We start from the raw sequence: 21,682 nt of genomic DNA on the forward strand, positions 1-21,682 counted from the left end.
TCGCGGCACGGCATCGCCGTCGCCGTGAACTGTCGTGCCCTGCGACTCCCTTCCGCGGGTGCGACGATGACAAGTCCAGCAAGTCCCCCGGTTCTGCCTGCCCACCCCGCCCCCGACCCGGACGGAGCGGCCCGTGCTCTACGTGCTCGTTGCTCATCTCGTGATGGCACTGGGCGCGCCCGCACTCGTCTCGTTCCTCGGCCGTCGGGCGTTCCTCGTCATGGCGCTCGCGCCGGCGTCGGCGGCCGTCTACGCGCTCGCCTGGACCGAGCGCGTGATGGCGGGGGAGCACCCCACCCAGGTCGTCGAGTGGGTGCCGGGCCTGGGTCTCGAGCTCGCGTTCCGCATGGACACGCTGTCGTGGCTCATGCTGCTGCTCGTCGGCGGCGTCGGCGCTCTCGTCCTCGTCTACTGCTCGGCCTACTTCTCGCCCACCGCGCAGGGCCTGCGGCGGTTCGGCGGCGTCCTCACGGCGTTCGCCGGGGCCATGGTCGGGCTCGTCACCGCGGACGACATGCTGCTCCTGTTCGTCTTCTGGGAGCTCACGACCGTCTTCTCCTACCTCCTCATCGGGCACTACGCCGATCGCAAGGCGAGCCGGCGCGCCGCGATGCAGGCGATCGTCGTGACGACGGCCGGCGGTCTGGCGATGCTCGTGGGCGTCGTGATCCTCGGGGTCCAGGGCGGGACCTTCCGGATGTCGGAGATCATCGCCGACCCGCCCACGGGCGGCGCGGTGACGGCCGCGATCGTGTGCCTCCTGGTGGGCGCGGCGAGCAAGTCCGCGCTGATCCCCCTGCACTTCTGGCTGCCCGCGGCGATGGCCGCGCCGACCCCGGTGAGCGCCTACCTGCACGCGGCCGCGATGGTCAAGGCCGGCGTCTACCTCGTCGCGCGGTTCGCGCCCGCCTACTCCGACACGACCGTGTGGCGGTCGATGGTCATCGCGCTCGGCGCGGGCACCCTGCTCGTGGGCGGCTACCGCGCGCTGCGCCAGTACGACCTCAAGCTCGTGCTCGCGTTCGGCACGGTGAGCCAGCTCGGCCTCATCATCCTGCTCGTCGGCCTCGGGACGCGCGGGGCAGCGCTCGCCGGTCTCGCGATGATCGGTGCGCACGCGATGTTCAAGGCGTCGTTGTTCCTCGTGGTCGGCGTCGTCGACGCCGCGACCGGGACGCGCGACCTGCGTCGCCTCACGGGCGTGGGCAAGGCTCTCCCGTGGACGGCGGTCGCGGGCGGGCTCGCGACCGCCTCGATGATCGGGCTCCCGCCGTTCGCGGGCTACGTCGCGAAGGAGGCGGCGCTCGAGTCGCTCCTGCACGGCTCGGGGCCCGTCTGGGTCGACACGGTGGTCCTGTGGGCCGTCGTCGTCGGGTCGATGTTCACGGTCGCCTACGGGATCCGGTTCTGGTGGGGCGCGTTCGCGTCCAAGCCGCACCTCGGCACGCCCCCGGCGCGGGCCAACGAGCACGTGAACCTGCGCGCGCTCGCCGCGCGCGGCCCCGCCGTCGCGGCGGACGAGCCGCCGATCGACCCCGCGCGGATCCATCGCCAGCCGTTCCTGCTCGTGAGCCCGGCCGTCGTGCTCGCCGTCCTGGGCCTCGCGACGGCGCTCGTTCCCCACTTCGGTGAGGACCTCCTCGCGCCCTACGCGGACACGTATCCCGTGGGCGAGCCCGGGCACCTCGTCCTGTGGGCGGGCTTCACCCCCGCGCTCGCGCTCACCGTCCTCGTCCTCGCGGTCGGCGTCGTGCTGTTCTGGCAGCGGGCGCGCGTCGAGCGCTTCCAGGCGTCGCTGTGGACCGGCCCGGAGGCCGACGTCACGTACCGCAAGGTCATGCGCAAGCTCGACGACCTCGCGGCGGACGTCACCGCGGTCACCCAGCGTGGCTCGCTGCCGTTCTACCTCGGCGCGATCCTCGTGGTCCTCGTGCTGGGGCCGGGGGTCGTCATGGTCGCGCAGACGGCGTGGCCCGAGCAGCTCAAGGCGTGGGACCGCCCCGCGCAGCTCGTCGCGGTCGCCGCGATCTGCGTCGCGTCGGTGCTCGCGGCGCGCTCGCGCCGCCGCCTCAAGGCCGTGATCCTCGTCGGCATCGCGGGGTACGGCAACGCCGTCCTCTTCCTCCTGCACGGCGCGCCCGACCTCGCGCTCACGCAGGTCCTCGTCGAGACGATCACGCTCGTCGTCATGGTGCTCGTGCTGCGCCGCCTGCCCGCGTACTTCTCCAACCGGCCGCTCGCCGCGAGCCGCTGGGTGCGCCTGGGCATCGGCCTGGCCGTCGCCGTCGTCATGATGGGCTTCGCGGTCGTGGCGCCGCTCGCGCGGGTCGCGACGCCGATCTCCGTCGACTTCCCGGCCGAGGCGTACGAGTTCGGGCACGGCAAGAACATCGTCAACGTGACGCTCGTCGACATCCGCGCGTGGGACACGATGGGCGAGATCTCCGTCCTGCTGGCCGCGGCCACGGGTGTCGCGTCGCTGGTGTTCCTGCGCACGCGCAGCGGGGAGATCCTGCGCGCCTCGGGCGCGAAGCCCGCGACGACGGCGTCCGGCTCGGGCGTCTGGAGCGAGGGCAGCGCGGACCCGGGCGCGGCGCTGCGCCGCCGCGGCGTCACCGAGAAGGACCAGCCGCGCATGCTCGTGTGGCTCAGCGCGGGGCGCACGCTCGCGCCCCAGAGACGCTCGGTGATCTTCGAGGTCGTCACGCGCGTGCTGTTCCACGCGATGATCGTCTTCGCGCTCTTCCTGCTGTTCTCCGGCCACAACGCGCCCGGTGGCGGGTTCGCGGCCGGGCTGGTCGTCGGGATCGCGCTCATCGTGCGCTACCTCGCGGGCGGTCGCTACGAGCTCGGCGAGGCGGCGCCGGTCCACCCGGGCCTGCTGCTCGGCACGGGCCTGTTCCTGTCCGCGGGCGTGGGGCTCGTCGCGTTCCTGCTCACCGGCAACGTGCTCGGCAGCGACGCGTACGACATCGCGCTGCCGCTGGTGGGGGAGATCCACCTCGTCACGTCGCTGTTCTTCGACGTCGGCGTGTTCCTCGTCGTCGTGGGCCTCGTCCTCGACATCCTGCGCACCCTGGGGGCGGAGATCGACCGGCACGCCGAGCGCGCCGCCGCCGGGCGCGAGCCGGGCGAGGACACCGGGCCGTTCGAGGCCATGGAGCCCGACTCGATCGGGGGCGGCCGCCGATGAACGTCATCGACATGACCCCGAGCGTCGTCCTCGTGCTCGCGATCGGCGTGCTCTTCGCGGCGGGCGTCTACCTGCTGCTGGAGCGCAGCCTCACGCGCGTCCTGCTCGGCTTCATCCTCATGGGCAACGGCGCGAACCTGCTGTTCCTCGTCGCGGGCGGGCGCGCCGGGGGCGCGCCCCTCATCGGCACGACGCCCGAGGACGAGATGAGCGACCCGCTCGTCCAGGCGATGGTGCTCACCGCGATCGTCATCACGCTCGGCATCACGGCGTTCGTCCTCGCGATGGCGTACCGGTCGTGGCAGCTCCACGGCCACGACGAGGTGCAGGACGACCTCGAGGACCGCCGCGTCGCGCGGCACGCCGCGCGCAACGCCCCCGCGTTCGAGGACGCGGACACGGAGGAGAGCGGCGCGAGCCTGGACGACGAGGCCGCCGAGGTCCGCGACGAGACCGACGGCGACGGTGACGGGATCACCGACGGGCAGGAACCGCCGTCGTCCCCGGTGGCGCCGGACGACGACGCCGCCCGGCCCGACCGCCCGGACGACCCACGACCTGACGACCGCAGCGACGACGGGAAGGAGCCGCGATGAGCCTCACCGCCGCGGCGCTCGTCCCGCTGCCCGTCGTCCTCCCGCTCGTCGCGGCGGGCGCCGCGCTCGCGCTGTGGCGCCACCCGCGCGCCCAGCGGCTCATCACGGTCGCCGCGCTCGCGCTCGTCCTCGCGGCGTCGGTGGGGCTGCTCGTCGCGGCCGACTCCGGACCGATCGTCGTCGACGTCGGCGGCTGGGCCGCCCCGGTCGGGATCGACCTCGTCGCGGACCGGCTCTCGTCGCTCATGCTCGTGGTCTCGAGCTTCGTCATGCTGTGCGTCCTGCTGTACTCGCTCGCGCAGGGCGTGGCGGACGGCGACGAGGAGGCGCCGGTCGCGATCTACCACCCGACGTTCATGGTGCTCGCCGCGGGGGTGTTCAACGCGTTCCTCTCGGGCGACCTGTTCAACCTCTACGTCGGGTTCGAGATCTTCCTCGCCGCGAGCTACGTGCTCCTGACGCTCGGCGGCACGGGCGAGCGCATCCGCGCCGGGTCGATCTACGTCGTCGTGGCGCTGCTGTCGTCCATCGTGTTCCTCGTCGCGATCGCGCTGACCTACGCGGCGACGGGCACCGTGAACCTCGCCCAGCTCTCCGAGCGCTACGGGGAGATCGACCCGGGTATGGCGCTCACGATCCAGCTCCTGCTGCTGCTCGCGTTCGGCATCAAGGCGGCGATCTTCCCGCTGTCCGCGTGGCTGCCCGACTCGTACCCGACCGCGCCCGCGCCCGTCACGGCGGTGTTCGCCGGCCTGCTCACCAAGGTCGGCGTCTACGCGATCATCCGCACGCAGACGCTGCTGTTCCCCGAGGACAGCGTGGTCGACGACGTGCTCATGTGGCTCGCGCTGCTCACGATGGTCGTCGGGATCCTCGGCGCCGTCGCGCAGAACGACATCAAGCGACTCCTGTCGTTCACGCTCGTGAGCCACATCGGCTACATGATCTTCGGCATCGCGCTCGCGTCCGAGCCGGGCATGGCGGCCGCCATCTTCTACGTCGTGCACCACATCACCGTCCAGACGACGCTGTTCCTCGTGGTGGGCCTCGTGGAACGCCGCGGCGGGTCGACCTCGCTCGACCGGCTCGGCGGCCTCGCCAAGCTCGCGCCGGGGCTCGCGATCCTGTTCTTCATCCCCGCGATGAACCTCGCCGGGATCCCGCCGCTGTCCGGCTTCCTCGGCAAGGTGGGCCTGCTGGAGGAGGGCGTCGCGCAGGGCACCCCGCTCACGTGGGCGCTCGTCGTCGGGTCGGTCGTCACGTCGCTCCTCACGCTGTACGCGATCGTCAAGGCGTGGAACAAGGCGTTCTGGCAGACGGCGCCCGTGGAGATCCCCGCGGACGCGCGCCTCCCGCGCGGCATGGTCGGGCCGGCGACGGCGCTCGTCGCGTTCGGCCTCGCGCTCACCGTGGTGGCCGGCCCGCTCTACTCGTACACCGAGCGCGCGGCCACGACGCTCCTCGACGGCCACACGTACGTCGACGCGGTGTTCCCGGGCGACTCCGACCGCGGGCAGGGCGAGTCGAACGAGGTCGCGACGGGCGAGTCGGACGGCACGGAGCCCGCCACGACGACCGGGGGTGGGGACGGATGAGCCTGCACCGCCGCCGTCGCGCGCTCGCCTCCGGCTGGTTCGCGCGCGTCACCACGCAGTGGCGCACGATCCTGTGGCTGACGCTCGTCTGGGTCATGCTCTGGGGCGACCTGTCGTGGGGCAACGTCCTCGCGGGCGTGATCCTCGGCTTCGCCGTCATCACGTTCTTCCCGCTGCCGTCGATCGCGGCGCGCGGGAAGCTCCGGCCATGGCCGTTCGCCGTGCTCGTCGGGCGCTTCGTCGCCGACCTCGTCGTCGCCTCGTTCCAGGTGAGCCTGCTCGCCCTCACGCCCGGCCACACGCCCCGCGGCGCCGTCGTGGGCGTGCGGCTGCGCAACCCGTCGGACATCTACCTGACGATCACGGCCGAGCTCTCCTCGCTCGTGCCCGGCTCCATCGTCGTCGAGGCGCACCGGCTCACGGGGATGCTCTACCTGCACGTGCTCGACGTCGAGACGGCGGGCGGGGTGGAGAAGGTCCGCCAGGACACGCTCGCCCTGGAGGCCCGCGTGCTGCACGCGCTCGCGTCCAACGACGAGCTGCGCGCCGCCGGCCTGTACAGCGAACCGTCGGAGCGAGAGGTGGCCGAGGCATGAGCGACACCGTCTACCTCGTCGTCGTGATCGCGTCCGCCGCGCTCCTCGCGGTCGGCGCGAGCCTCGCGATCGTGCGCGCCGAGCGCGGCCCGTCGATGCTCGACCGCACCATCGCGCTCGACGTCTTCACGACGACTCTCGTCGGCGCGATCGCGCTCGAGGCCGCGTTCTCGCGGCGCACGGACACCATCCCGATCCTCGTCGTGCTGTCCCTCGTCGGGTTCGTGGGCTCGGTGACGATCGCGCGCTTCGCGTCCGTCGAGCCCGAGGACGAGGGCCGCATCCGCACGGCCGACGAGGTCGCCGCGGAGGACGCCGCGCGCCGCGAGGCCGAGGAGGCCGACCGCGACTCCGCCGTGGACCCCGAGCACCACGGCGGCGCGCCCGAGGGGGAGGTGCGCTGATGGACCCGGCGACCAGCTTCTGGGACACCCTGGCCGACGTCGTCTCGGCCGTCTTCCTGCTGAGCGGCGCGTTCCTCGCGTTCGCCGCGGGGGTCGGCGTCGTCCGCTTCCCCGACCTGCTCGCGCGCATGCACGCCGCGACGAAGCCGCAGGTCCTGGGGCTCATCCTCGTGCTCGCGGGCCTGAGCCTGCGGCTGCGCTCGTGGGGCGCCGTCGCGACGCTGTTCCTCGTCGTGATCTTCCAGCTCCTCACGTCGCCGGTCGCGGCGCACATGGTCGGTCGCGCCGGGTACCGGACCGGCAAGGTGCGCACGGACCTGCTCGTCGTGGACGAGCTCACGCGCGACCAGGACGCGGCCGAGCGCGAGGACTCGGGCGAGCACGAGGACGTCGGGCCCGCTGCCGGGGCCGACACCTCGGAGCGCTGACGCGCTCGTCCGGACCTGCGGCCGACGGCCGGAGCGCTCGACGGTCGGCCGCTGCTCCGCGCGCGGGCCGCGGGCGCGGCTGGTAGACCGGCTGCATGGCCGACGCCCCCACGCCCGCCCCGCCGCAGCCGGAGTCGCGCAACCCGCGGGTCGCCCGGCCGGAGGACGGCGGAGAGAGCACCGTCACCGTCGTCGTCGCGTTCCTCGCGAACGCGCTCGTCGCGGGCGCCAAGACCGTCGCCGCGACGATCACCGGGTCGGCGTCGATGCTCGCCGAGGCCGTGCACTCGTGGGCGGACACCGGCAACGAGGTCTTCCTGCTCGTCGCCGACAAGCGCTCGCGGCGCCCCGCCGACGCCGAGCACCCGCTCGGGTTCGGCCGCGAGGCGTACGTGTGGTCGATGTTCGCGGCGATCGGGCTGTTCGCCGTCGGTGCGGGGGTCTCGATCACGCACGGCATCCAGGAGCTCGTGCACCCCGAGCCCGCGGACGACTTCGTCGTCGCCTACGCGGTGCTGGCGCTCGCGTTCGTCCTGGAGGGCGTGTCGTTCCTCCGCGCCCGGCGCCAGGCGCGCGACGAGGCGCGGGCCGCCGACCGGGACACGTTGCACCACGTGCTCGTGACCTCCGACCCCACGCTGCGGGCCGTGTACGCGGAGGACGCCGCCGCGCTGGTCGGCCTCGTCGTCGCGTTCGGCGGGGTGCTCGCGCACCAGCTCACCGGCTCTCCCGTCCCGGACGCGATCGGGTCGATCGTCGTCGGCCTCGTGCTCGCGGTGGTGTCGGTCGTGCTCATCGACCGCAACCGCCGCTTCCTCGTCGGCGAGGCCGCGCTGCCCGCGACGCGGGCCGCCGTCCTGCAGGGCATCCGGGACCTGCCGGAGGTCGAGCGCGTGACCTACCTGCGGCTCGAGTACGTGGGCCCGCGCGCGCTCTACCTCGTGGCGAGCGTCGACCTCCGTGGCGACGAGACCGAGACGACGGTCGCGCGCCGCCTCGACGACCTCGAGCGCCGCGTGACGTCCGTGCCCCTCATCGCGGGCGCGGTCTTCACCGTCTCGGCCCCCGAGGAGCCGTCGATCACCTGACCCTGACGGTGCCGAACCCGGGGTTTCTCCCCAGTTCGACGCCGAGCTGGGGAGCGACCCCGGGTTCGGCTCAGGGGGTGCTCAGAGGAGCGACGGCGCCCCGGCCGCGCGGGCCTCGCGGTCGAGCAGGCTGCGCTTGACCTCGAGGCCGTAGCGGAACCCGCCGAGGCTGCCGTCCGTGCGGAGCACGCGGTGGCACGGGACGAACAGCGCGGCGGCGTTCATCGCGCACGCGCCCGCGGCGGCGCGCACGGCGGCGGGCCGCCCCGACAGCTCCGCGTACCGGGTGTAGGTGACGGGGTCGCCCGGCTCGACCGTGCGCAGCACGTCCCACGCGTGCGCACGGTACGGGCCCGAGACCTGGCGCACGGGGACGGCGTCGATCGCGTGCACGTCGCCCGCGTAGTACGCGCGGACCGCGGCGACGGCCGGGACGACGGCGGGCGCGTCGTCGGGCACGGTCGAGACGTCCGCGGGGCGCAGGTCGGGGTGGACGAGCGCGACGAGCGCCGCGGGCTCGGCCGTCCAGCCGGAGGCGAGGACCGTGCCGTCGGGGTCGACGACGACGGTGAACGGGCCGTCGGGCGTCTCGACGGTCGTCGTCACGGCGGTCGCCGAGGTCGCGGGGGCGGTGGGTGCGGTGGTCACGGGGTCTCCTTCGTGGGGTCGGACGAGGGTCGGGAGGTCGCGGCGCGCCACAGGTGCATCGCGGCGTACGAGCGCCACGGCGCCCAGCGCTCGGCGTGCGCGGCGAGCGCGCGACGCTCGTCGGGCAGACCGAGCGCCGCGGCGCCCGCGCGGAGGGCGAGGTCGCCGTCGAGCAGGACGTCGGGGTCGTGCAGGACGCGCATCGCGACGTACCCGGACGTCCACGGGCCGACGCCGGGCATCGCCTCGAGCGCCGCGCGCTGGGCCGCCGGGTCGTCGGCGGGGGACAGCGCGAGCGCGCCGTCCGCGAGGGCCCGGGCGACGCCGAGGATCGCGGCCGTGCGCCGCGCCGGCCCGCGCACGTGGTCGGCTCCTCCTTCGGCGAGCTGCGCCGGCGTCGGGAAGAGGCGGGTCGGCCCGAACCGGGACGCGAACGGCGTGCCGAGCGCGACGGCGAGCCGCGACAGGTGCGTGCGCGCGGCGGCGACGGAGATCTGTTGTCCCACGAGCGCGCGGACGAGGATCTCCGTCGCGTCCACCGCGCCTGGGACGCGGATGCCGGGCACGGCGCGCACCGACGCGGCGAGCGCCGGGTCGGTGGCGAGGGCGGCGTCCACGGCCGCGGGGTCGGCGTCGAGGTCGAACAGGCGGCGGACCCGGGCGATCGCCGCGGGCAGGTCGGCCACGGACGTGAGCTCGAGCTCGACGTGGAACCGCGCCGCGCCGCGGGTGCGCCCCGGCGGCGGGCCGTACGTCGCGCGGAATGCGCCCGGCCCGTGCGGCAGCGCGAGCGTGCGCGCGTACGACAGGAGGGGTCCGGTGAGGTCCGCGACCTCGACGCCGTCGACGGCGCGCGCCGCCAGGAACGCGAACACGCCGCGCGCGTCGAAGGGCTCGCGCAGGGGGAGCGTGAGGTCGAGCACCGCGGTGGCGCCGCCGTCGTCCCGGACGGCACGAGCGTCGTCGGGGACGCGCACGCCCGCGTCGCCGCGCGGAGGGGTCGGGCGGCCGGGCCGGGCCCGACGGCGCAGCTCGCTGGGCGTGGTGTCGAAGACCTCGGTGATCGTGTCGTTGAACTGCCGGACGCTGCCGAAGCCCGCGGCGAACGCGACGTCGGCGAGTCGGAGGTCGGTGCCCGTGAGCAGGGCGCGCGCGGTCTGGGCGCGCAGCGCGCGGGCGAGCGCGACGGGACCGGCGCCCAGCTCCGCGACGAGCACGCGGTGCACGTGCCGGGCCGAGTACCCGAGCCGCGCGGCGAGGCCGTCGACCCCCTCGCGGTCCACGACCCCGTCGGCGACGAGGCGCATCGCGCGGGCGGAGAGGTCGTGCCCGAGGTCCCAGCTCGGCGTGCCGGGGACGGCCTCCGGCAGGCACCGCTTGCACGCGCGGTAGCCGGCCTCGTGCGCGGCCGCGGACGTGAGGTAGAACGTGACGTTCTCCGGCTTGGGCGTCCGTGCCGGGCACGACGGCCGGCAGTAGATGCCCGTGCTGCTCACCGCCGTGATGAACTGCCCGTCGAACCGGCGGTCGCGCGACGCGATGGCGCGGTAGCGCTCCGCGAACACGGGGTCCGCCGCCGCACGGGGAGTCGCGAGGGTCGTGGTCATGCCTCGATCCTCACCCGACGAACCCACGCCTGGCTAGCGGTATTCGGACACGACGGTGCCGCCCCTCCGGCGCGAACCCGGGGTCTCTCCTCAGGAGGGTCGGGTCGTGGGGAGCCAGCCCGGGCTCGGCAGCCGGAGGCGTCGGCGGGACCCGTCAGACGCGGGCGTCGAGCCAGTCGAGCACCTCGCGCAGGTAGGTCGACCTCGCGGGCTCGGGGGAGAGTGCGAGGTCGTGCGCGCCGCCCTCGACCGTGACGACCGTGACGTCGTCGCCCAGCCGCTCCGCGCGCGACGTGATCTGACCGACGTCGAGCACGCTGTCGGTCGTGAGCAGGGCGTCGTGCCAGCCCGACGCCGGGCCGCTGCGCGCGGACGCCAGCACGAGGACGGGGCAGTCGACGTGCAGACCGCGCGCCACGCGCGCGTGCCCGCGCCGCACCGCGCGCAGGAACCCCGCACGGACCGGGAAGCCCTCGATCGGCTTCCAGGCCAGGTCGAAGTCCCACTCGCCACCCGTGCTCGCGTGCAGGGCCTCGGCCCAGTGCGGGTCCAGGCCGCCCACCACCAGCCGCGGCGCGACCCGGCCGACCGCGTCGACCACCCACGTCACCGGGCCCCGGAACACCCACGGCTTGTTGAGGTCGAACCACGGGCTGTTGAGCACGAGCGCCGCGAGCCGGCCCGGGCGCGCGTCGGCCCACAGGCTCGCGACGAGCCCGCCCGTCGAGTGGCCCAGCACGACGAGCCGCTCGTGCCCCTCCGCGCGGATCGCGCGCGCGGCGGCGTCCAGGTCGCGGGCGTAGACGGCGAGGTCCGTGACGAAGTTGGGATCGTCGTCGGGCCGGGACGGGGCGCCCGAGCCGCGCCCGATCGAGCGCCCGTAGCCGCGCAGGTCGAGCGCGTAGAACCGGTACCCGCGCGCCTCGACCGCCTCGGCGACGTGCGTCTGGAAGAAGTAGTCGATGAACCCGTGGACGTACAGCACCGCGGGACGCTCACCCGCGCCCGACGGCGGCTCCTCGCCCGCGGCGGACCCCCTGCCCGGCGCGGCGGACGGGGCGGCCGGACGTGCGCCGTCGGCCCTGCGGACGAGCGTCGCCACCGCGCCGTCCGGCAGGTCGAGGTCCCGCGCGACCCAGTCCTCGCCCAGCACGTCCGTGCGCCACCCCGTCCCCGTCCCGGCCATCTCGTCCACCGTCTCCTCCTCGTCACCGGCTCGTCCGACCTGTCAGCGTCCCACCGCTCCCCGGGCCCGTCGAGCGCTGGCACGGGACGGTGCGAGACGCGTCGGCGGCCCCGGGGCGCCGGGACCCGCGGCGCGCCGACGCCTCGCGGTGCGAGGTAGCGTGGCGCGCGTGACGAGCGAGATCATCGCCCGCGTCGACGACGGCGTCGGGCACCTCACCCTGGACCGGCCCCGCGCGCTCAACGCGCTCGGCGACGCGATGCTCGGCGAGATCGCCGACGTGCTCGAGGAGTGGCGTGTCGACCCGACCGTGCGCGTCGTGCTGCTCGACGGCGCCGGCGACCGCGGCCTGTGCGCGGGCGGCGACGTCCGCGCGCTCCACGCGTCGATCGTGGCCGGCAAGCAGGCCGAGGCACGCCGCTACTTCCGGCGCGAGTACGCGGTGGACGCGGCGCTCGCGGAGCTGCCCGTGCCCGTCGTGACGATCATGGACGGCATCACCATGGGCGGCGGGGTCGGCCTCGGCGCGCACGCCCCGGTGCGCGTCGTCACCGAGCGGTCGCGCGTCGCGATGCCGGAGACGCGGATCGGCTTCACGCCCGACGTCGGCGGGTCCTGGCTCCTGGCGCGCGCGCCCGGGCGGCTGGGGGAGATGCTCGCGCTCGGTGCCGTGACGATGGACGCCGCCGACGCGATCTTCGTCGGGCTCGCCGACCACTACGTGCCGAGCGAGCGGCTGCCCGTGCTCGCCGCCGACCTCGCCGCGCTCGCGAGCGCGGGGGTCGACCCGCTCGACGTCGAGGACGTGCGGGAGGTCGTGCGTCGCCACGCCCTGCCGGCGCCGGTCTCGCGACTCGTCACCCGACAGGCGGCGGTCGAGGCCGCGTACTCGGCGGACACCGTGCCCGAGATCCTGGCCCGCCTGCGCGCCGCAGCCCAGGACGGGGACGAGCAGTCCGGCGCCGAGGCCGACGAGCTCGAGCGGCTCTCCCCGACCGCGGTCACCGTGGCGCTCGCGGCCGTGCGCAGCGCGCGCGACCTCCCCGACCTGCGCGCGGCGCTGGAGCAGGAGTACGGCCTCGTCTCCTGGTTCGTCGACACGCAGCCCGACCTCGTCGAGGGCGTCCGCGCGCAGCTCGTCGACAAGGACCGCGACCCCTCGTGGAACCCGGCGACGCTCGCCGAGGTCGACCCCGGGGTCGGCGCCGAGGCGCTCGCCTACGTCCCCGCCGAGCCCCTGTGGGACGACGCGCTCAGCCCGCGCCTCGCACGCCGCGCGGTCGAGGCCGTCGTCCGCCGGTTCAGCGAGGACGAGCCGACCGCCCAGGAGCTGGCGGAGGCAGCCGACGACCTCGTGGTCGATCTCGTCCAGCGGCGCGACGACGGGGGCACGGTCGTGCACCTCGCGGACTCGTGCGGCGAGCACTTCCTCGACGGGTACTGGCCCGCGGTGCGGTTCGACGCCGTGGGCGACGTCGTCGAGGTCACCGTCGAGTCCTGACTCGCCGGTACGCACGCGCTCGCCGGAAGACGCCGAAGCGGCCACGCCCGGAAGGCGTGGCCGCTTCGGCCGGAGGTGGGCTCCCGAGGTCAGAAGACGAGCGTCTGCTGCCACTCGATCAGGTCGCCGATCTTCGCGACGAGGGTCTCGTCCTGGAGACCGTGCGCCTTCCCCTGGGCCTGCTTGAGGATGTGGATCGCGTCCGCGTGCGCGCCCGCGTCGGCGGCCGCCTCGGCCCGGTCGAGGTAGTCGCGCACGCCGGCGGAGAGCTTCTCCGCGCGGTTCGAGCCGGTCGAGAGCGACGTCACGATGCCGTCGACCTCCTTGAAGGTGACGCAGTCACCGCCGCCGCTCACCTTGCCGGCAGTCCACTCGATGCCCCCGGCGAGGTGCGCGAGGAACAGCGGGTCCGAGTAGGAGGAGTCGACGTGGCCGGCGCCCTCGTACCAGGACCGTCCGCCCTCGAAGTTCTGGCACCAGGCCAGGGGGTGGTCGTCGCCCATGGCGTCGCGGCCGGGGTTGTAGGTCGACTCGTCCAGCGTGATGAGGACGTGCACGTCCTCCCGCGGGTTGCTGGTGAAGTTGTACCACTCGTCGAACCTCGTCCACTCCGCGGGGAGCATCTCGGTCGACGGGTGACCGGGGCTCTCGACCCGCATCGTGGCCGTCTGCTGGGCCGGGTGGCTCTTGAACCGCGCCGACCCGCCGCTGAGCTCGCTGTACCACGGCACCGCGTGCATGGTGTCGGTCGCGGCGTGCAGGCCGACGTACCCGCCGCCGTCGCGGATGTAGCCCTGCAGGGCCGCGAGCTCCGAGTCGTTCAGCAGCCGGGGACGAGCAGGGTCCTGGTTGTTGGTGCCGTCGACCGGCGAGGCGAAGAGGATCGTCGCGTACTGCGAGAGGTCCTCGGCGCTCGTGAACGGCGTCGAGTCGAGCGTCAGCTCGGGCTGCCGCGAGTCCCACACGTCGACCGTGAACCCGCGCTCCTCGCCGATGGCGATGACCGCCTCGGTCGTCTCGTCGATGTGCGAGTGACGGAAGCCGAGAGTCTCGCCGACGACGAGGACCTTGTACTCGTCGTCGGCCGCGCTCGCCGGGACCGCGGCGACCCCGACCGCGAGAGCGCTCGCTGCAGCGGTGAGGCCGGTGGCCAGACGCCAGGCGTGATGCTTCATGGTGACTCCTCGTTGAGTGAACCGGTACGCCCCCCGACCGTCGGGCATCCAGGTGCCCGGCGGCTTCGAGCGACGGTATCCCGCCCCGTCCCTAAAAGGCAATACCGATAAACAAAATGCCGTCGGGTGGTGGGGACGAGGCTCGGGGACGCACGACGGCCCGCCCCGGTCTCGGGGCGGGCCGTCAAGGGTGGTGCTGCGGGCGGACCGGCGACGGGGGCCAGCGGGTGGTCAGCAACCGCTGGTCACCGACGGCTGGTCACCGACCACGCGCCGTCGGACGCGCATCCGTCACTCGGGCGGCGGGCGCAGGCGCGTCGCGTCGTCGATCTCGTCGTCCGGGCCGGCGGGGCTCGCCGGGCCGTTCGGGCCCGGGGCACCGGGCTGCGGCGGGAGGGGCTGGGTCGGCGCGGGCTGCTGGTACGGCGGCAGCGGCTGCGTCGCCCCCGGCGGGACGGGCGGCTGGGCGGGGAGCGGCGTCGTCGGCGACGACTGCGGGTGCGGCGCGCCGGGAGGGGCGTACGGAGCCGCGCCCGGGTAGCCCCCCTGCGGCTGCGGCGGGGCCGGCGGCTGGGCGCCGTACGGGCCCGGGGCCGGGGGCTGCGCCCCGTAGCCCTGCGGTGCCCCCGGCTGCCCGGGGTAGGCGCCCGGCTGCTGACCCGCCTGGCCCGGGTAGGCACCCGGCTGCTGTCCCGGGTACTGACCCTGCTGGCCGGGGTAGCCCTGCTGGCCCGGGTACTGGCCCTGGGGCTGGCCGGGGTACTGACCGGGCTGACCGGCCGCGGGGTACGCGCCCGGCTGACCCGGGTAGCCGCCCTGCTGGAAGCCGGCCGCCTGGCCGTCCTGCGTGCCCGGCTTGGAGCGGAGCACCAGCCAGAGCACCAGGCCGATGATGCCGAGCAGCACGACGCCGCCGATCACGAACCACAGCCAGGCCAGGGAGCCCGAGTCCGAGGAGTCGCCCGCGCTCTCCCCGCCGTCGGGCGCAGTGGCGCCGTCGGAGTCGTCGGTGGCCTCCTCGGAGCCCTCGTCGCCCGTGCCGGCCGCGCCGCCCGCGACGGCCGAGCCGCGCGCCGTCATCTCGTTGACCTCGCCGACGACCGGCGTCCAGGTCACGGTGTTGCCGTCGACGGTGCCGTTGGACTCGGAGACCTCGCCGGGGAACGTGATGGCGACCTTGATGTCGAGGCTGTCCATCATCTGCCGCGTCATCTCGTCGCCGGTCTCGGGGTTGAACTCCTCGCCCGTCATGTCCATCGAGCCGCTCACGACGTACTCGTCGCCCTCGCGCGTCACGGAGATGGAGTCGGTGGCGCCGGTGTCGAGCTGGGAGATGGGCTGGTCGGCGTACGTGATCCTGGTGCCGGTGTAGCCGTCCTGCGCGTACGGCTCCTGCGTCGCGCCCTCGGGCAGGTCGGACTCCATCTCGGAGCCCATCTGGTCCCACATCTCCTGCGGGTCCATGTCCAGGGACTGGGCCATCTCGTCGGAGAACGCCATCACGACGCTGCCGTCGAACGTGTCGTCCTCGTTGAGGGTGATGGCCATGTCCATCCTCATGCACCCCGCGAGGAACAGTGCGAGGGTGGCGAAGAGGGCGCCGAGGCCGAGTCGTCTGCGCAAGGGTGAGGAGTTCACCGGCCCAGCATGTCGCGGATCGTCGCCCGAGGCGAGGGACGATGCCGATTTGAGACGGAATGCGGCCGAGAGTTCATCCACGTCGGACGACGGACCACCGGGAGGTCGGGCGCGAGGCTGACGATCGAAGTTGAGCGGAATACACTCAACTTTGGAGTCGTTCCACTGGTCAGACCATCTTTTCGAGCACCACACCGGAGCACCTATGGAAACGAAGTTCACCACGATGTCGCAGCAGGCGATCGGCGAGGCGATCCAGACCGCGTCGGCCGCCGGCAACCCGCAGCTCGAGCCCACGCACCTCCTCGCCGCGCTGCTCGCGCAGGAGGGCGGGGTCGCCGTCGGGCTCCTGGACGCCGTCGGCGCGGACAAGCAGGCCGTCGGGCAGAAGGTCCGGGCCGCGCTCGTCGCGCTGCCCACGGCGAGCGGGTCCGCCGTCGCGCAGCCGACGCCGTCGCGCGCCACGTCGACCGCGCTCGACAACGCCGCGAAGGAGGCGCAGGCGCTCGGCGACGAGTACGTCTCCACCGAGCACCTGCTGCTCGGCATCGCCGCGGGATCCTCGCAGGCCGCGACGATCCTGCAGCAGGCCGGCGCGACCGCCGACGCGCTGCGGTCGGCGCTGCCCGCGGTGCGCGGGAGCGCGCGCGTGACGAGCCCCAACCCCGAGGGCACCTACAAGGCGCTGGAGCAGTACGGCACCGACCTCACCGCCGCCGCCGCCGAGGGCAAGCTCGACCCCGTCATCGGGCGCGACTCCGAGATCCGGCGCGTCGTGCAGGTGCTCAGCCGCCGCACCAAGAACAACCCGGTGCTCATCGGCGAGCCCGGCGTCGGCAAGACCGCCGTCGTCGAGGGCCTCGCCCAGCGCATCGTCGCGGGTGACGTCCCGACGTCGCTCCAGGGCAAGCGCCTCGTGTCCCTCGACCTCGCGAGCATGGTCGCGGGCGCGAAGTACCGCGGCGAGTTCGAGGAGCGGCTCAAGGCCGTCCTGGAGGAGATCCGGTCCTCCGACGGCGAGGTCGTCACGTTCATCGACGAGCTGCACACGGTCGTCGGGGCGGGCGCGGGCGGCGAGGGCGCCATGGACGCGGGCAACATGCTCAAGCCCATGCTCGCGCGCGGCGAGCTGCGCCTCGTGGGCGCGACCACGCTCGACGAGTACCGCGAGTACATCGAGAAGGACCCGGCCCTGGAGCGCCGGTTCCAGCAGGTGTTCGTCGGCGAGCCCTCGGTCGAGGACACCGTCGCGATCCTGCGCGGCCTCAAGGAGCGGTACGAGGCGCACCACAAGGTGACGATCGCCGACTCGGCGCTCGTCGCCGCGGCGTCGCTCTCCGACCGGTACATCACCGGGCGCCAGCTCCCGGACAAGGCGATCGACCTCGTCGACGAGGCGGCGTCGCGCCTGCGCATGGAGCTCGACTCCTCGCCGATCGAGATCGACGAGCTGCAGCGCGCGGTCACGCGCCTGGAGATGGAGGAGGTCGTGCTGTCCGAGTCGACCGACCCCGCGTCGCTCGAGCGGCTCGAGAAGCTGCGCGCCGACCTCGCCGACCGGCGCGAGGAGCTCGCCGCGCTCACCGCGCGCTGGGAGGCCGAGAAGGCGGGCCACAACCGCGTGGGCGACCTGCGCGCCAAGCTCGACGAGCTGCGCGTCCAGGTCGAGCGCGCGATCCGCGAGGGCGACCTCGAGACCGCGGGCCGGCTCCAGTACGGCGAGATCCCGCAGCTCCAGCGCGAGCTCGACGCGGCCGAGGCCGAGGAGCAGGCGGACGACGCGTTCGCGGCGTCCGGGCCCGAGGCCGCCCCGATGATCGCCGACAAGGTCGGCGCGGACGAGATCGCGGAGGTCGTGTCCGCGTGGACGGGCATCCCCGCGGGCCGCATGCTCCAGGGCGAGAGCGAGAAGCTCCTGCACATGGAGGAGGTCATCGGGGAGCGCCTCATCGGCCAGCAGGCCGCCGTCCGCTCGGTGTCCGACGCCGTCCGGCGCTCGCGTGCGGGCGTCGCCGACCCGGACCGCCCCACGGGCTCGTTCCTCTTCCTCGGCCCGACGGGGGTCGGCAAGACGGAGCTCGCGAAGTCGCTCGCCGACTTCCTCTTCGACGACGAGCGCGCCATGGTGCGCATCGACATGTCCGAGTACTCCGAGAAGCACTCGGTCGCCCGGCTCGTCGGCGCGCCCCCGGGGTACGTGGGGTACGAGGAGGGCGGCCAGCTCACCGAGGCCGTGCGGCGCCGCCCCTACTCGGTCGTGCTGCTCGACGAGGTCGAGAAGGCGCACCCGGAGGTCTTCGACATCCTGCTGCAGGTGCTCGACGACGGCCGCCTCACCGACGGCCAGGGCCGCACCGTCGACTTCCGCAACGTCATCCTCGTGCTCACGTCGAACCTCGGCTCGCAGTTCCTCGTCGACCCGATGCTCGACGACGCCGCGAAGCGCGAGGCCGTGATGAGCACGGTGCGGGCGAGCTTCAAGCCGGAGTTCCTCAACCGCCTCGACGACGTGATCGTGTTCGAGCCGCTCACGCTCGACGAGCTCGGCCGGATCGTCGACATCAGCGTCGCGCACCTCGCGAAGCGCCTCGCCGACCGGCGCATCACGCTCGACGTCACGACGGCGGCGCGCGAGTGGCTCGCGCTCGAGGGCTTCGACCCCGCGTACGGGGCGCGCCCGCTGCGCCGCCTCGTGCAGCGCGAGATCGGCGACCGCCTCGCGCGGCTGCTGCTCTCGGGCGACGTCGGCGACGGCGACGTGGTGCGCGTCGACCGCGACCCCGAGGCCGAGGGCCTGACCCTCGGCACGGAGATCCTCACGGCCTGAGCATCACGCAGAACCGCGGTCCGCCGAGGGAGAGCCCGACCAGGGTTCTCCCTCGCGGTGCCGGGGCCGGTGCTTCGCTGTCCGACGCCGGGCGGGTGGTGCGGTGCCGGGACATACTCGGTCCGTGCCGACCGACGAGACGACCAGCCCCGCACCCTCCTCCCCGCGGCAGCCCGACGACGCCCCGCGCCGTTCGGCCGTGATCGTCAACCCGAACCGTGTGGAGGGCCTGGACGCGCTGCGCGACCTCATCGTCGCGCGGCTCACCGAGGCGGGGTGGCCGGAGCCCGCGTGGCTCGAGACGACGGCCGAGGACCCGGGCACGGGGCAGGCGCGCCAGGCCGTCGAGGACGGCGCGGAGGTGGTGTTCGTCAGCGGCGGGGACGGGACCGTGCGGGCCGTCGTCGAGGGGCTGGCGGGGACCGACGCCGCGCTCGCGATCCTCCCGGGCGGCACGGGGAACCTCCTCGCGGTGAACCTCGGCGTCCCCACCGACGCCGAGGAGGGTCTGCGCCTCGTCCTCCGGGGCGGCCGGCGGACCATCGACGTCGGCGTCGCGGACGGGCAGACGTTCGCGATCATGGCGGGGATGGGGCTCGACGCGGCGATGATGCGCGACGCCCCGACGGCGCTCAAGGCCCGGGCGGGGTCGGTCGCGTACGTCTTCTCGGCGCTCAAGCACCTCGCCGACGACGAGATGCACGTCGAGGTGACGGTCGACGGGCGGACGCGGCGCCGTCGTGCGCGCACGGTCGTCGTCGGCAACGTGGGCCGTCTCCAGGCCGGCACCAACCTGCTCCCGGACGCGGAGCCGGACAACGGGCAGCTCGAGGTCGCGATCATCGCGCCGCGCAACCTCCAGCACTGGGTCCAGCTGCTGTGGGGCGTCGTGCGGGGCAAGAGCCGGGTGCCGAGCCGGGAGGTCGTGCGGGGCCGGGAGGTCTCCGTGGTCTCCGACCGGCCGCAGCCGCGCCAGCTCGACGGCGACGTGATCGAGCCGGCGGAGCGGCTCGACGTCAGCGTGCGACCGCAGGCGCTGCACGTGTGCGTGTACCGGCCCGAGGAGTCGGAGGACCTCGCGCAGGGCGCCCCCGGTCGTCGGTGATCCCGGTGCCCGCGGTCACGGACCGCGGACGTCCCCGTCGCCGGACCGCGAGGTTCGGCAGGATGGGCGCATGAGCGCTCCCCGGCCCGGCCCCGAGTCCTGGTCCGCCCCCGCCCCGTCCGCCTACGGCTCGCCCGCACCGGCCACCGGCGCGCGACGCTCGCCCCTCGCCGTCGTGGCCTTCGTCCTGGGGGTCGCGACCGTCCTGGTGGGTGCGGTCGTCACGCTGGCCTTCCCGTTCGTGCTCTCGTCGTCGGGCTACTCGCCGTCGTCGGTCGGCGTGCTCCAGCTCGTCAACGGCATCTGCACGGGCGTCCTCGCGCTGGCCGCGACGGTCACCGGCGCGGTCGCGCTCGTGCGGCGGCTGCCCGGCACGGCGCTCGCGTCCGCCGGCACGGCGCTCGGCGCGGCGGCGCTCCTGGGCGTCGTCCTCGGCCTCGTCCAAGGTGCGCTCTACCAGGTCCTCTGACCACCTCCGCCCGGCCTGGTCCCGGGCCGGGCTCGTGCGTCCCGCGGGCGCCGGGTGCGAGTCGGCGTGCGGTGCTGCACGGTGGGCCCATGAGCCCCCGACGACCGGCTCCGGAGCGCCCGGGCGCGCAGGAGTGGCTCCCGCGCGGGCGTGCCGCGAGGGACGTCGACGCCCTGGCCCGGGCAGCGCGGGACTGCCACGGGTGCGAGCTGTGGGCGGACGCCACGCAGGTCGTGTTCTCGCGCGGACCCGAGCGCGCCCGGCTGGTGCTCGTCGGTGAGCAGCCGGGCGACCGGGAGGACCGCGAGGGCGAGCCGTTCGTCGGGCCGGCGGGGCGCCTCCTCGACGAGGCGCTCGACGCCGCCGGGCTGTCCGCCGACGCCGTCTACCTGACGAACGCCGTGAAGCACTTCCGGTTCGAGGAGCGGGGGAAGCGCCGGCTGCACAAGAGCCCGGACGTCGCGCACGTCCGGGCGTGCCTCCCGTGGCTCACGGCCGAGGTCGCCGCGGTCGCGCCCCGTGTCGTCGTCGCGATGGGCGCGACCGCGGGGCGTGCCGTGCTCGGGCGCCCGGTGCGCGTCACCGCCGAGCGCGGCCGGGTGCTCGACCTCGACGTCGAGGGCGCCGAGTCCGCGTCGCCCCTCTCGCAGGGTGTGCCCGACGGCGACCGCCCGCCCCGGCAGCGCCCGCCGCGCGTCGTGCTCACCACGCACCCGTCCGCGCTGCTGCGCGTGCGTGAGCGGGCCGAGCGGGAGGCGGCGTTCGCCGCGTTCGTCGACGACCTCCGCCTCGCGTCCGACACGGCGGGCGCCCGGTGACCGACCGTCCGCTCCCGACCGCACCCGACCCCGCGGCGCCGGGAGTCCCGCGGCCCAGTGCCTCGCGGGTCGTCGTGAACGTGCAGCGCTGGGACGCGCTCACGTTCCTCCACTGGCGCGTCGACCCGGCCGTCGTGCAGGGCTGGCTCCCACCCGGCCTCTCCGTGCAGGAGGTCGACGGGACGACGTGGCTCGGCGTGGTCCCGTTCGTCATGGCGGGCGTCCGGGTCCCGCCCCTGCCCGCTCTCGGCGCGTGGTCGACGTTCCCCGAGCTCAACGTCCGCGTGTACGTGCGCGACCGCGCGGGCACCGAGGGCGTGTGGTTCCTCGGCCTGTGGGCCACGTCGCCCGCGTTCGTCGCCGCGACGCGCGTGGCCGGCGTCCCGTACCACCCGGCGCGCGCCGCGGTGAACGCGGCGGTGCACGCGGGCGGCGACCGCAACGGGCCGCCCTCCGCGGTGCGCTACCGGTTCCGCTCGACCGGCCGAGGTCCCCTGCGCGTCCCGCACGAGCACCCGGGGCTGCTGCGCGACGCCACGTTCCGCGCCGAGGTGCGCGCGCACGAGGAGGTCGACGCGTCGTCGGGCCTCGTGCGGTGGCTCACGGCGCGCTGGAACGCGTACGGCGTGCGGGCCGGACGGCTGTGGCGGTTCCCGGTCGTGCACGAGCCGTGGTCCCTGCGGCACGGCACGCTCGACGCGCTCGACACGGACGTGCTCGCCCGCCTCGGGCTGCCGTCCGCCGACCCGGGGCTCGTGCACGTGGCCGCGCCCGTGCACGCCCGGTTCGCGCTCCCGCGGCCCGTCGG

General features: G+C 74.6%; 18 protein-coding genes. 13 read left to right on the forward strand and 5 right to left on the reverse strand.

What is annotated here, in order from left to right; translation table 11 throughout:
* The first annotated feature begins 163 nt into the window (after nucleotides 1-163).
* The 7 genes from ABWU78_RS15175 (at nucleotide 164) to ABWU78_RS15205 (ending at nucleotide 7,900) form a co-directional block, all read left to right on the forward strand.
* Entirely contained in the window at nucleotides 164-3,193 is a 3,030-nt protein-coding gene (locus ABWU78_RS15175; protein WP_439158863.1) for a Na+/H+ antiporter subunit A, read from the forward strand.
* Nucleotides 3,190-3,789, forward strand: a complete 600-nt coding sequence (locus ABWU78_RS15180; protein WP_353707425.1) for a Na(+)/H(+) antiporter subunit C — start codon at nucleotides 3,190-3,192, stop codon at nucleotides 3,787-3,789. The genes ABWU78_RS15175 and ABWU78_RS15180 overlap by 4 nt, the downstream gene beginning before the upstream one ends.
* Nucleotides 3,786-5,384: a Na+/H+ antiporter subunit D gene (locus ABWU78_RS15185; RefSeq protein ID WP_253052398.1), complete on the forward strand. Its 1,599-nt coding sequence runs from the start codon at nucleotides 3,786-3,788 to the stop codon at nucleotides 5,382-5,384. Before ABWU78_RS15180 ends, ABWU78_RS15185 begins: the two co-directional genes overlap by 4 nt.
* A complete protein-coding gene (locus ABWU78_RS15190) occupies nucleotides 5,381-5,980 on the forward strand; it encodes a Na+/H+ antiporter subunit E (RefSeq protein ID WP_439158864.1) in 600 nt (199 codons plus the stop codon). The genes ABWU78_RS15185 and ABWU78_RS15190 overlap by 4 nt, the downstream gene beginning before the upstream one ends.
* On the forward strand, nucleotides 5,977-6,384 hold the full coding sequence (locus tag ABWU78_RS15195) for a monovalent cation/H+ antiporter complex subunit F (protein ID WP_087470905.1): 408 nt from the start codon (nucleotides 5,977-5,979) through the stop codon (nucleotides 6,382-6,384). The genes ABWU78_RS15190 and ABWU78_RS15195 overlap by 4 nt, the downstream gene beginning before the upstream one ends.
* Nucleotides 6,384-6,812 (forward strand): monovalent cation/H(+) antiporter subunit G, encoded by a 429-nt coding sequence (mnhG, locus tag ABWU78_RS15200; RefSeq protein ID WP_253052402.1) that lies wholly within the window; start codon nucleotides 6,384-6,386, stop codon nucleotides 6,810-6,812. Before ABWU78_RS15195 ends, mnhG begins: the two co-directional genes overlap by 1 nt.
* 95 nt (nucleotides 6,813-6,907) lie before the next feature.
* A complete protein-coding gene (locus tag ABWU78_RS15205; protein WP_439158865.1) occupies nucleotides 6,908-7,900 on the forward strand; it encodes a cation diffusion facilitator family transporter in 993 nt (330 codons plus the stop codon).
* 81 nt (nucleotides 7,901-7,981) lie between these two features.
* On the opposite strand, the gene ABWU78_RS15210 is transcribed toward ABWU78_RS15205, so the two are convergent.
* The 3 genes from ABWU78_RS15210 to ABWU78_RS15220 form a co-directional block, all read right to left on the reverse strand.
* Complete coding sequence (locus tag ABWU78_RS15210; protein ID WP_439158866.1) at nucleotides 7,982-8,548, reverse strand: methylated-DNA--[protein]-cysteine S-methyltransferase; 567 nt, start codon at nucleotides 8,546-8,548, stop codon at nucleotides 7,982-7,984.
* Entirely contained in the window at nucleotides 8,545-10,155 is a 1,611-nt protein-coding gene (locus ABWU78_RS15215; RefSeq protein ID WP_439158867.1) for an AlkA N-terminal domain-containing protein, read from the reverse strand. The genes ABWU78_RS15210 and ABWU78_RS15215 overlap by 4 nt, the downstream gene beginning before the upstream one ends.
* A 154-nt stretch (nucleotides 10,156-10,309) precedes the next feature.
* Entirely contained in the window at nucleotides 10,310-11,341 is a 1,032-nt protein-coding gene (locus ABWU78_RS15220) for an alpha/beta hydrolase (protein WP_439158875.1), read from the reverse strand.
* A 169-nt stretch (nucleotides 11,342-11,510) separates the two neighbouring features.
* Here ABWU78_RS15220 and ABWU78_RS15225 point away from each other — a divergent pair, with 169 nt between their 5' ends.
* Nucleotides 11,511-12,842: an enoyl-CoA hydratase/isomerase family protein gene (locus ABWU78_RS15225; protein WP_439158868.1), complete on the forward strand. Its 1,332-nt coding sequence runs from the start codon at nucleotides 11,511-11,513 to the stop codon at nucleotides 12,840-12,842.
* Between the two features lie 89 nt (nucleotides 12,843-12,931).
* Here ABWU78_RS15225 and ABWU78_RS15230 read toward each other — a convergent pair whose 3' ends face one another.
* Nucleotides 12,932-14,017 (reverse strand): ThuA domain-containing protein, encoded by a 1,086-nt coding sequence (locus ABWU78_RS15230; protein WP_253052410.1) that lies wholly within the window; start codon nucleotides 14,015-14,017, stop codon nucleotides 12,932-12,934.
* A 291-nt stretch (nucleotides 14,018-14,308) separates the two neighbouring features.
* On the reverse strand, nucleotides 14,309-15,655 hold the full coding sequence (locus ABWU78_RS15235) for an LppM family (lipo)protein (RefSeq protein WP_439158869.1): 1,347 nt from the start codon (nucleotides 15,653-15,655) through the stop codon (nucleotides 14,309-14,311).
* 205 nt (nucleotides 15,656-15,860) lie between these two features.
* On the opposite strand from ABWU78_RS15235, the gene clpB reads away from it, so the two are divergent.
* The 5 genes from clpB to ABWU78_RS15260 form a co-directional block, all read left to right on the forward strand.
* Nucleotides 15,861-18,482: an ATP-dependent chaperone ClpB gene (clpB, locus tag ABWU78_RS15240; protein WP_439158870.1), complete on the forward strand. Its 2,622-nt coding sequence runs from the start codon at nucleotides 15,861-15,863 to the stop codon at nucleotides 18,480-18,482.
* A gap of 124 nt (nucleotides 18,483-18,606) precedes the next feature.
* Complete coding sequence (locus ABWU78_RS15245; RefSeq protein WP_439158871.1) at nucleotides 18,607-19,587, forward strand: diacylglycerol/lipid kinase family protein; 981 nt, start codon at nucleotides 18,607-18,609, stop codon at nucleotides 19,585-19,587.
* A 70-nt stretch (nucleotides 19,588-19,657) separates the two neighbouring features.
* A complete protein-coding gene (locus ABWU78_RS15250; RefSeq protein ID WP_439158872.1) occupies nucleotides 19,658-20,056 on the forward strand; it encodes a hypothetical protein in 399 nt (132 codons plus the stop codon).
* Between the two features lie 89 nt (nucleotides 20,057-20,145).
* Nucleotides 20,146-20,874 carry a UdgX family uracil-DNA binding protein gene (locus ABWU78_RS15255; protein WP_439158873.1) on the forward strand — a complete coding sequence of 243 codons (729 nt, stop codon included), beginning with the start codon at nucleotides 20,146-20,148 and terminating at the stop codon, nucleotides 20,872-20,874.
* Nucleotides 20,871-21,682, forward strand: an 812-nt coding sequence (locus ABWU78_RS15260) for a YqjF family protein (RefSeq protein ID WP_439158874.1), incomplete at its 3' end; no start/stop codon positions are given. The genes ABWU78_RS15255 and ABWU78_RS15260, both read left to right, overlap by 4 nt.

Source organism: Cellulosimicrobium sp. CpK407 (assembly GCF_051844275.1).
Lineage (GTDB): Bacteria > Actinomycetota > Actinomycetes > Actinomycetales > Cellulomonadaceae > Cellulosimicrobium > Cellulosimicrobium cellulans_G.

What these genes read in the sequence shown, in the direction of transcription:
- ABWU78_RS15175 (WP_439158863.1), top strand. Translation starts at nt 164, where the DNA reads ATGGCACTGGGCGCGCCCGCACTCGTCTCGTTCCTCGGCCGTCGGGCG.
- ABWU78_RS15180 (WP_353707425.1), top strand. Translation starts at nt 3,190, where the DNA reads ATGAACGTCATCGACATGACCCCGAGCGTCGTCCTCGTGCTCGCGATC.
- ABWU78_RS15185 (WP_253052398.1), top strand. Translation starts at nt 3,786, where the DNA reads ATGAGCCTCACCGCCGCGGCGCTCGTCCCGCTGCCCGTCGTCCTCCCG.
- ABWU78_RS15190 (WP_439158864.1), top strand. Translation starts at nt 5,381, where the DNA reads ATGAGCCTGCACCGCCGCCGTCGCGCGCTCGCCTCCGGCTGGTTCGCG.
- ABWU78_RS15195 (WP_087470905.1), top strand. Translation starts at nt 5,977, where the DNA reads ATGAGCGACACCGTCTACCTCGTCGTCGTGATCGCGTCCGCCGCGCTC.
- mnhG (WP_253052402.1), top strand. Translation starts at nt 6,384, where the DNA reads ATGGACCCGGCGACCAGCTTCTGGGACACCCTGGCCGACGTCGTCTCG.
- ABWU78_RS15205 (WP_439158865.1), top strand. Translation starts at nt 6,908, where the DNA reads ATGGCCGACGCCCCCACGCCCGCCCCGCCGCAGCCGGAGTCGCGCAAC.
- ABWU78_RS15215 (WP_439158867.1), bottom strand. Translation starts at nt 10,155, where the DNA reads ATGACCACGACCCTCGCGACTCCCCGTGCGGCGGCGGACCCCGTGTTC.
- ABWU78_RS15220 (WP_439158875.1), bottom strand. Translation starts at nt 11,341, where the DNA reads ATGGCCGGGACGGGGACGGGGTGGCGCACGGACGTGCTGGGCGAGGAC.
- ABWU78_RS15230 (WP_253052410.1), bottom strand. Translation starts at nt 14,017, where the DNA reads ATGAAGCATCACGCCTGGCGTCTGGCCACCGGCCTCACCGCTGCAGCG.
- clpB (WP_439158870.1), top strand. Translation starts at nt 15,861, where the DNA reads ATGGAAACGAAGTTCACCACGATGTCGCAGCAGGCGATCGGCGAGGCG.
- ABWU78_RS15250 (WP_439158872.1), top strand. Translation starts at nt 19,658, where the DNA reads ATGAGCGCTCCCCGGCCCGGCCCCGAGTCCTGGTCCGCCCCCGCCCCG.
- ABWU78_RS15255 (WP_439158873.1), top strand. Translation starts at nt 20,146, where the DNA reads ATGAGCCCCCGACGACCGGCTCCGGAGCGCCCGGGCGCGCAGGAGTGG.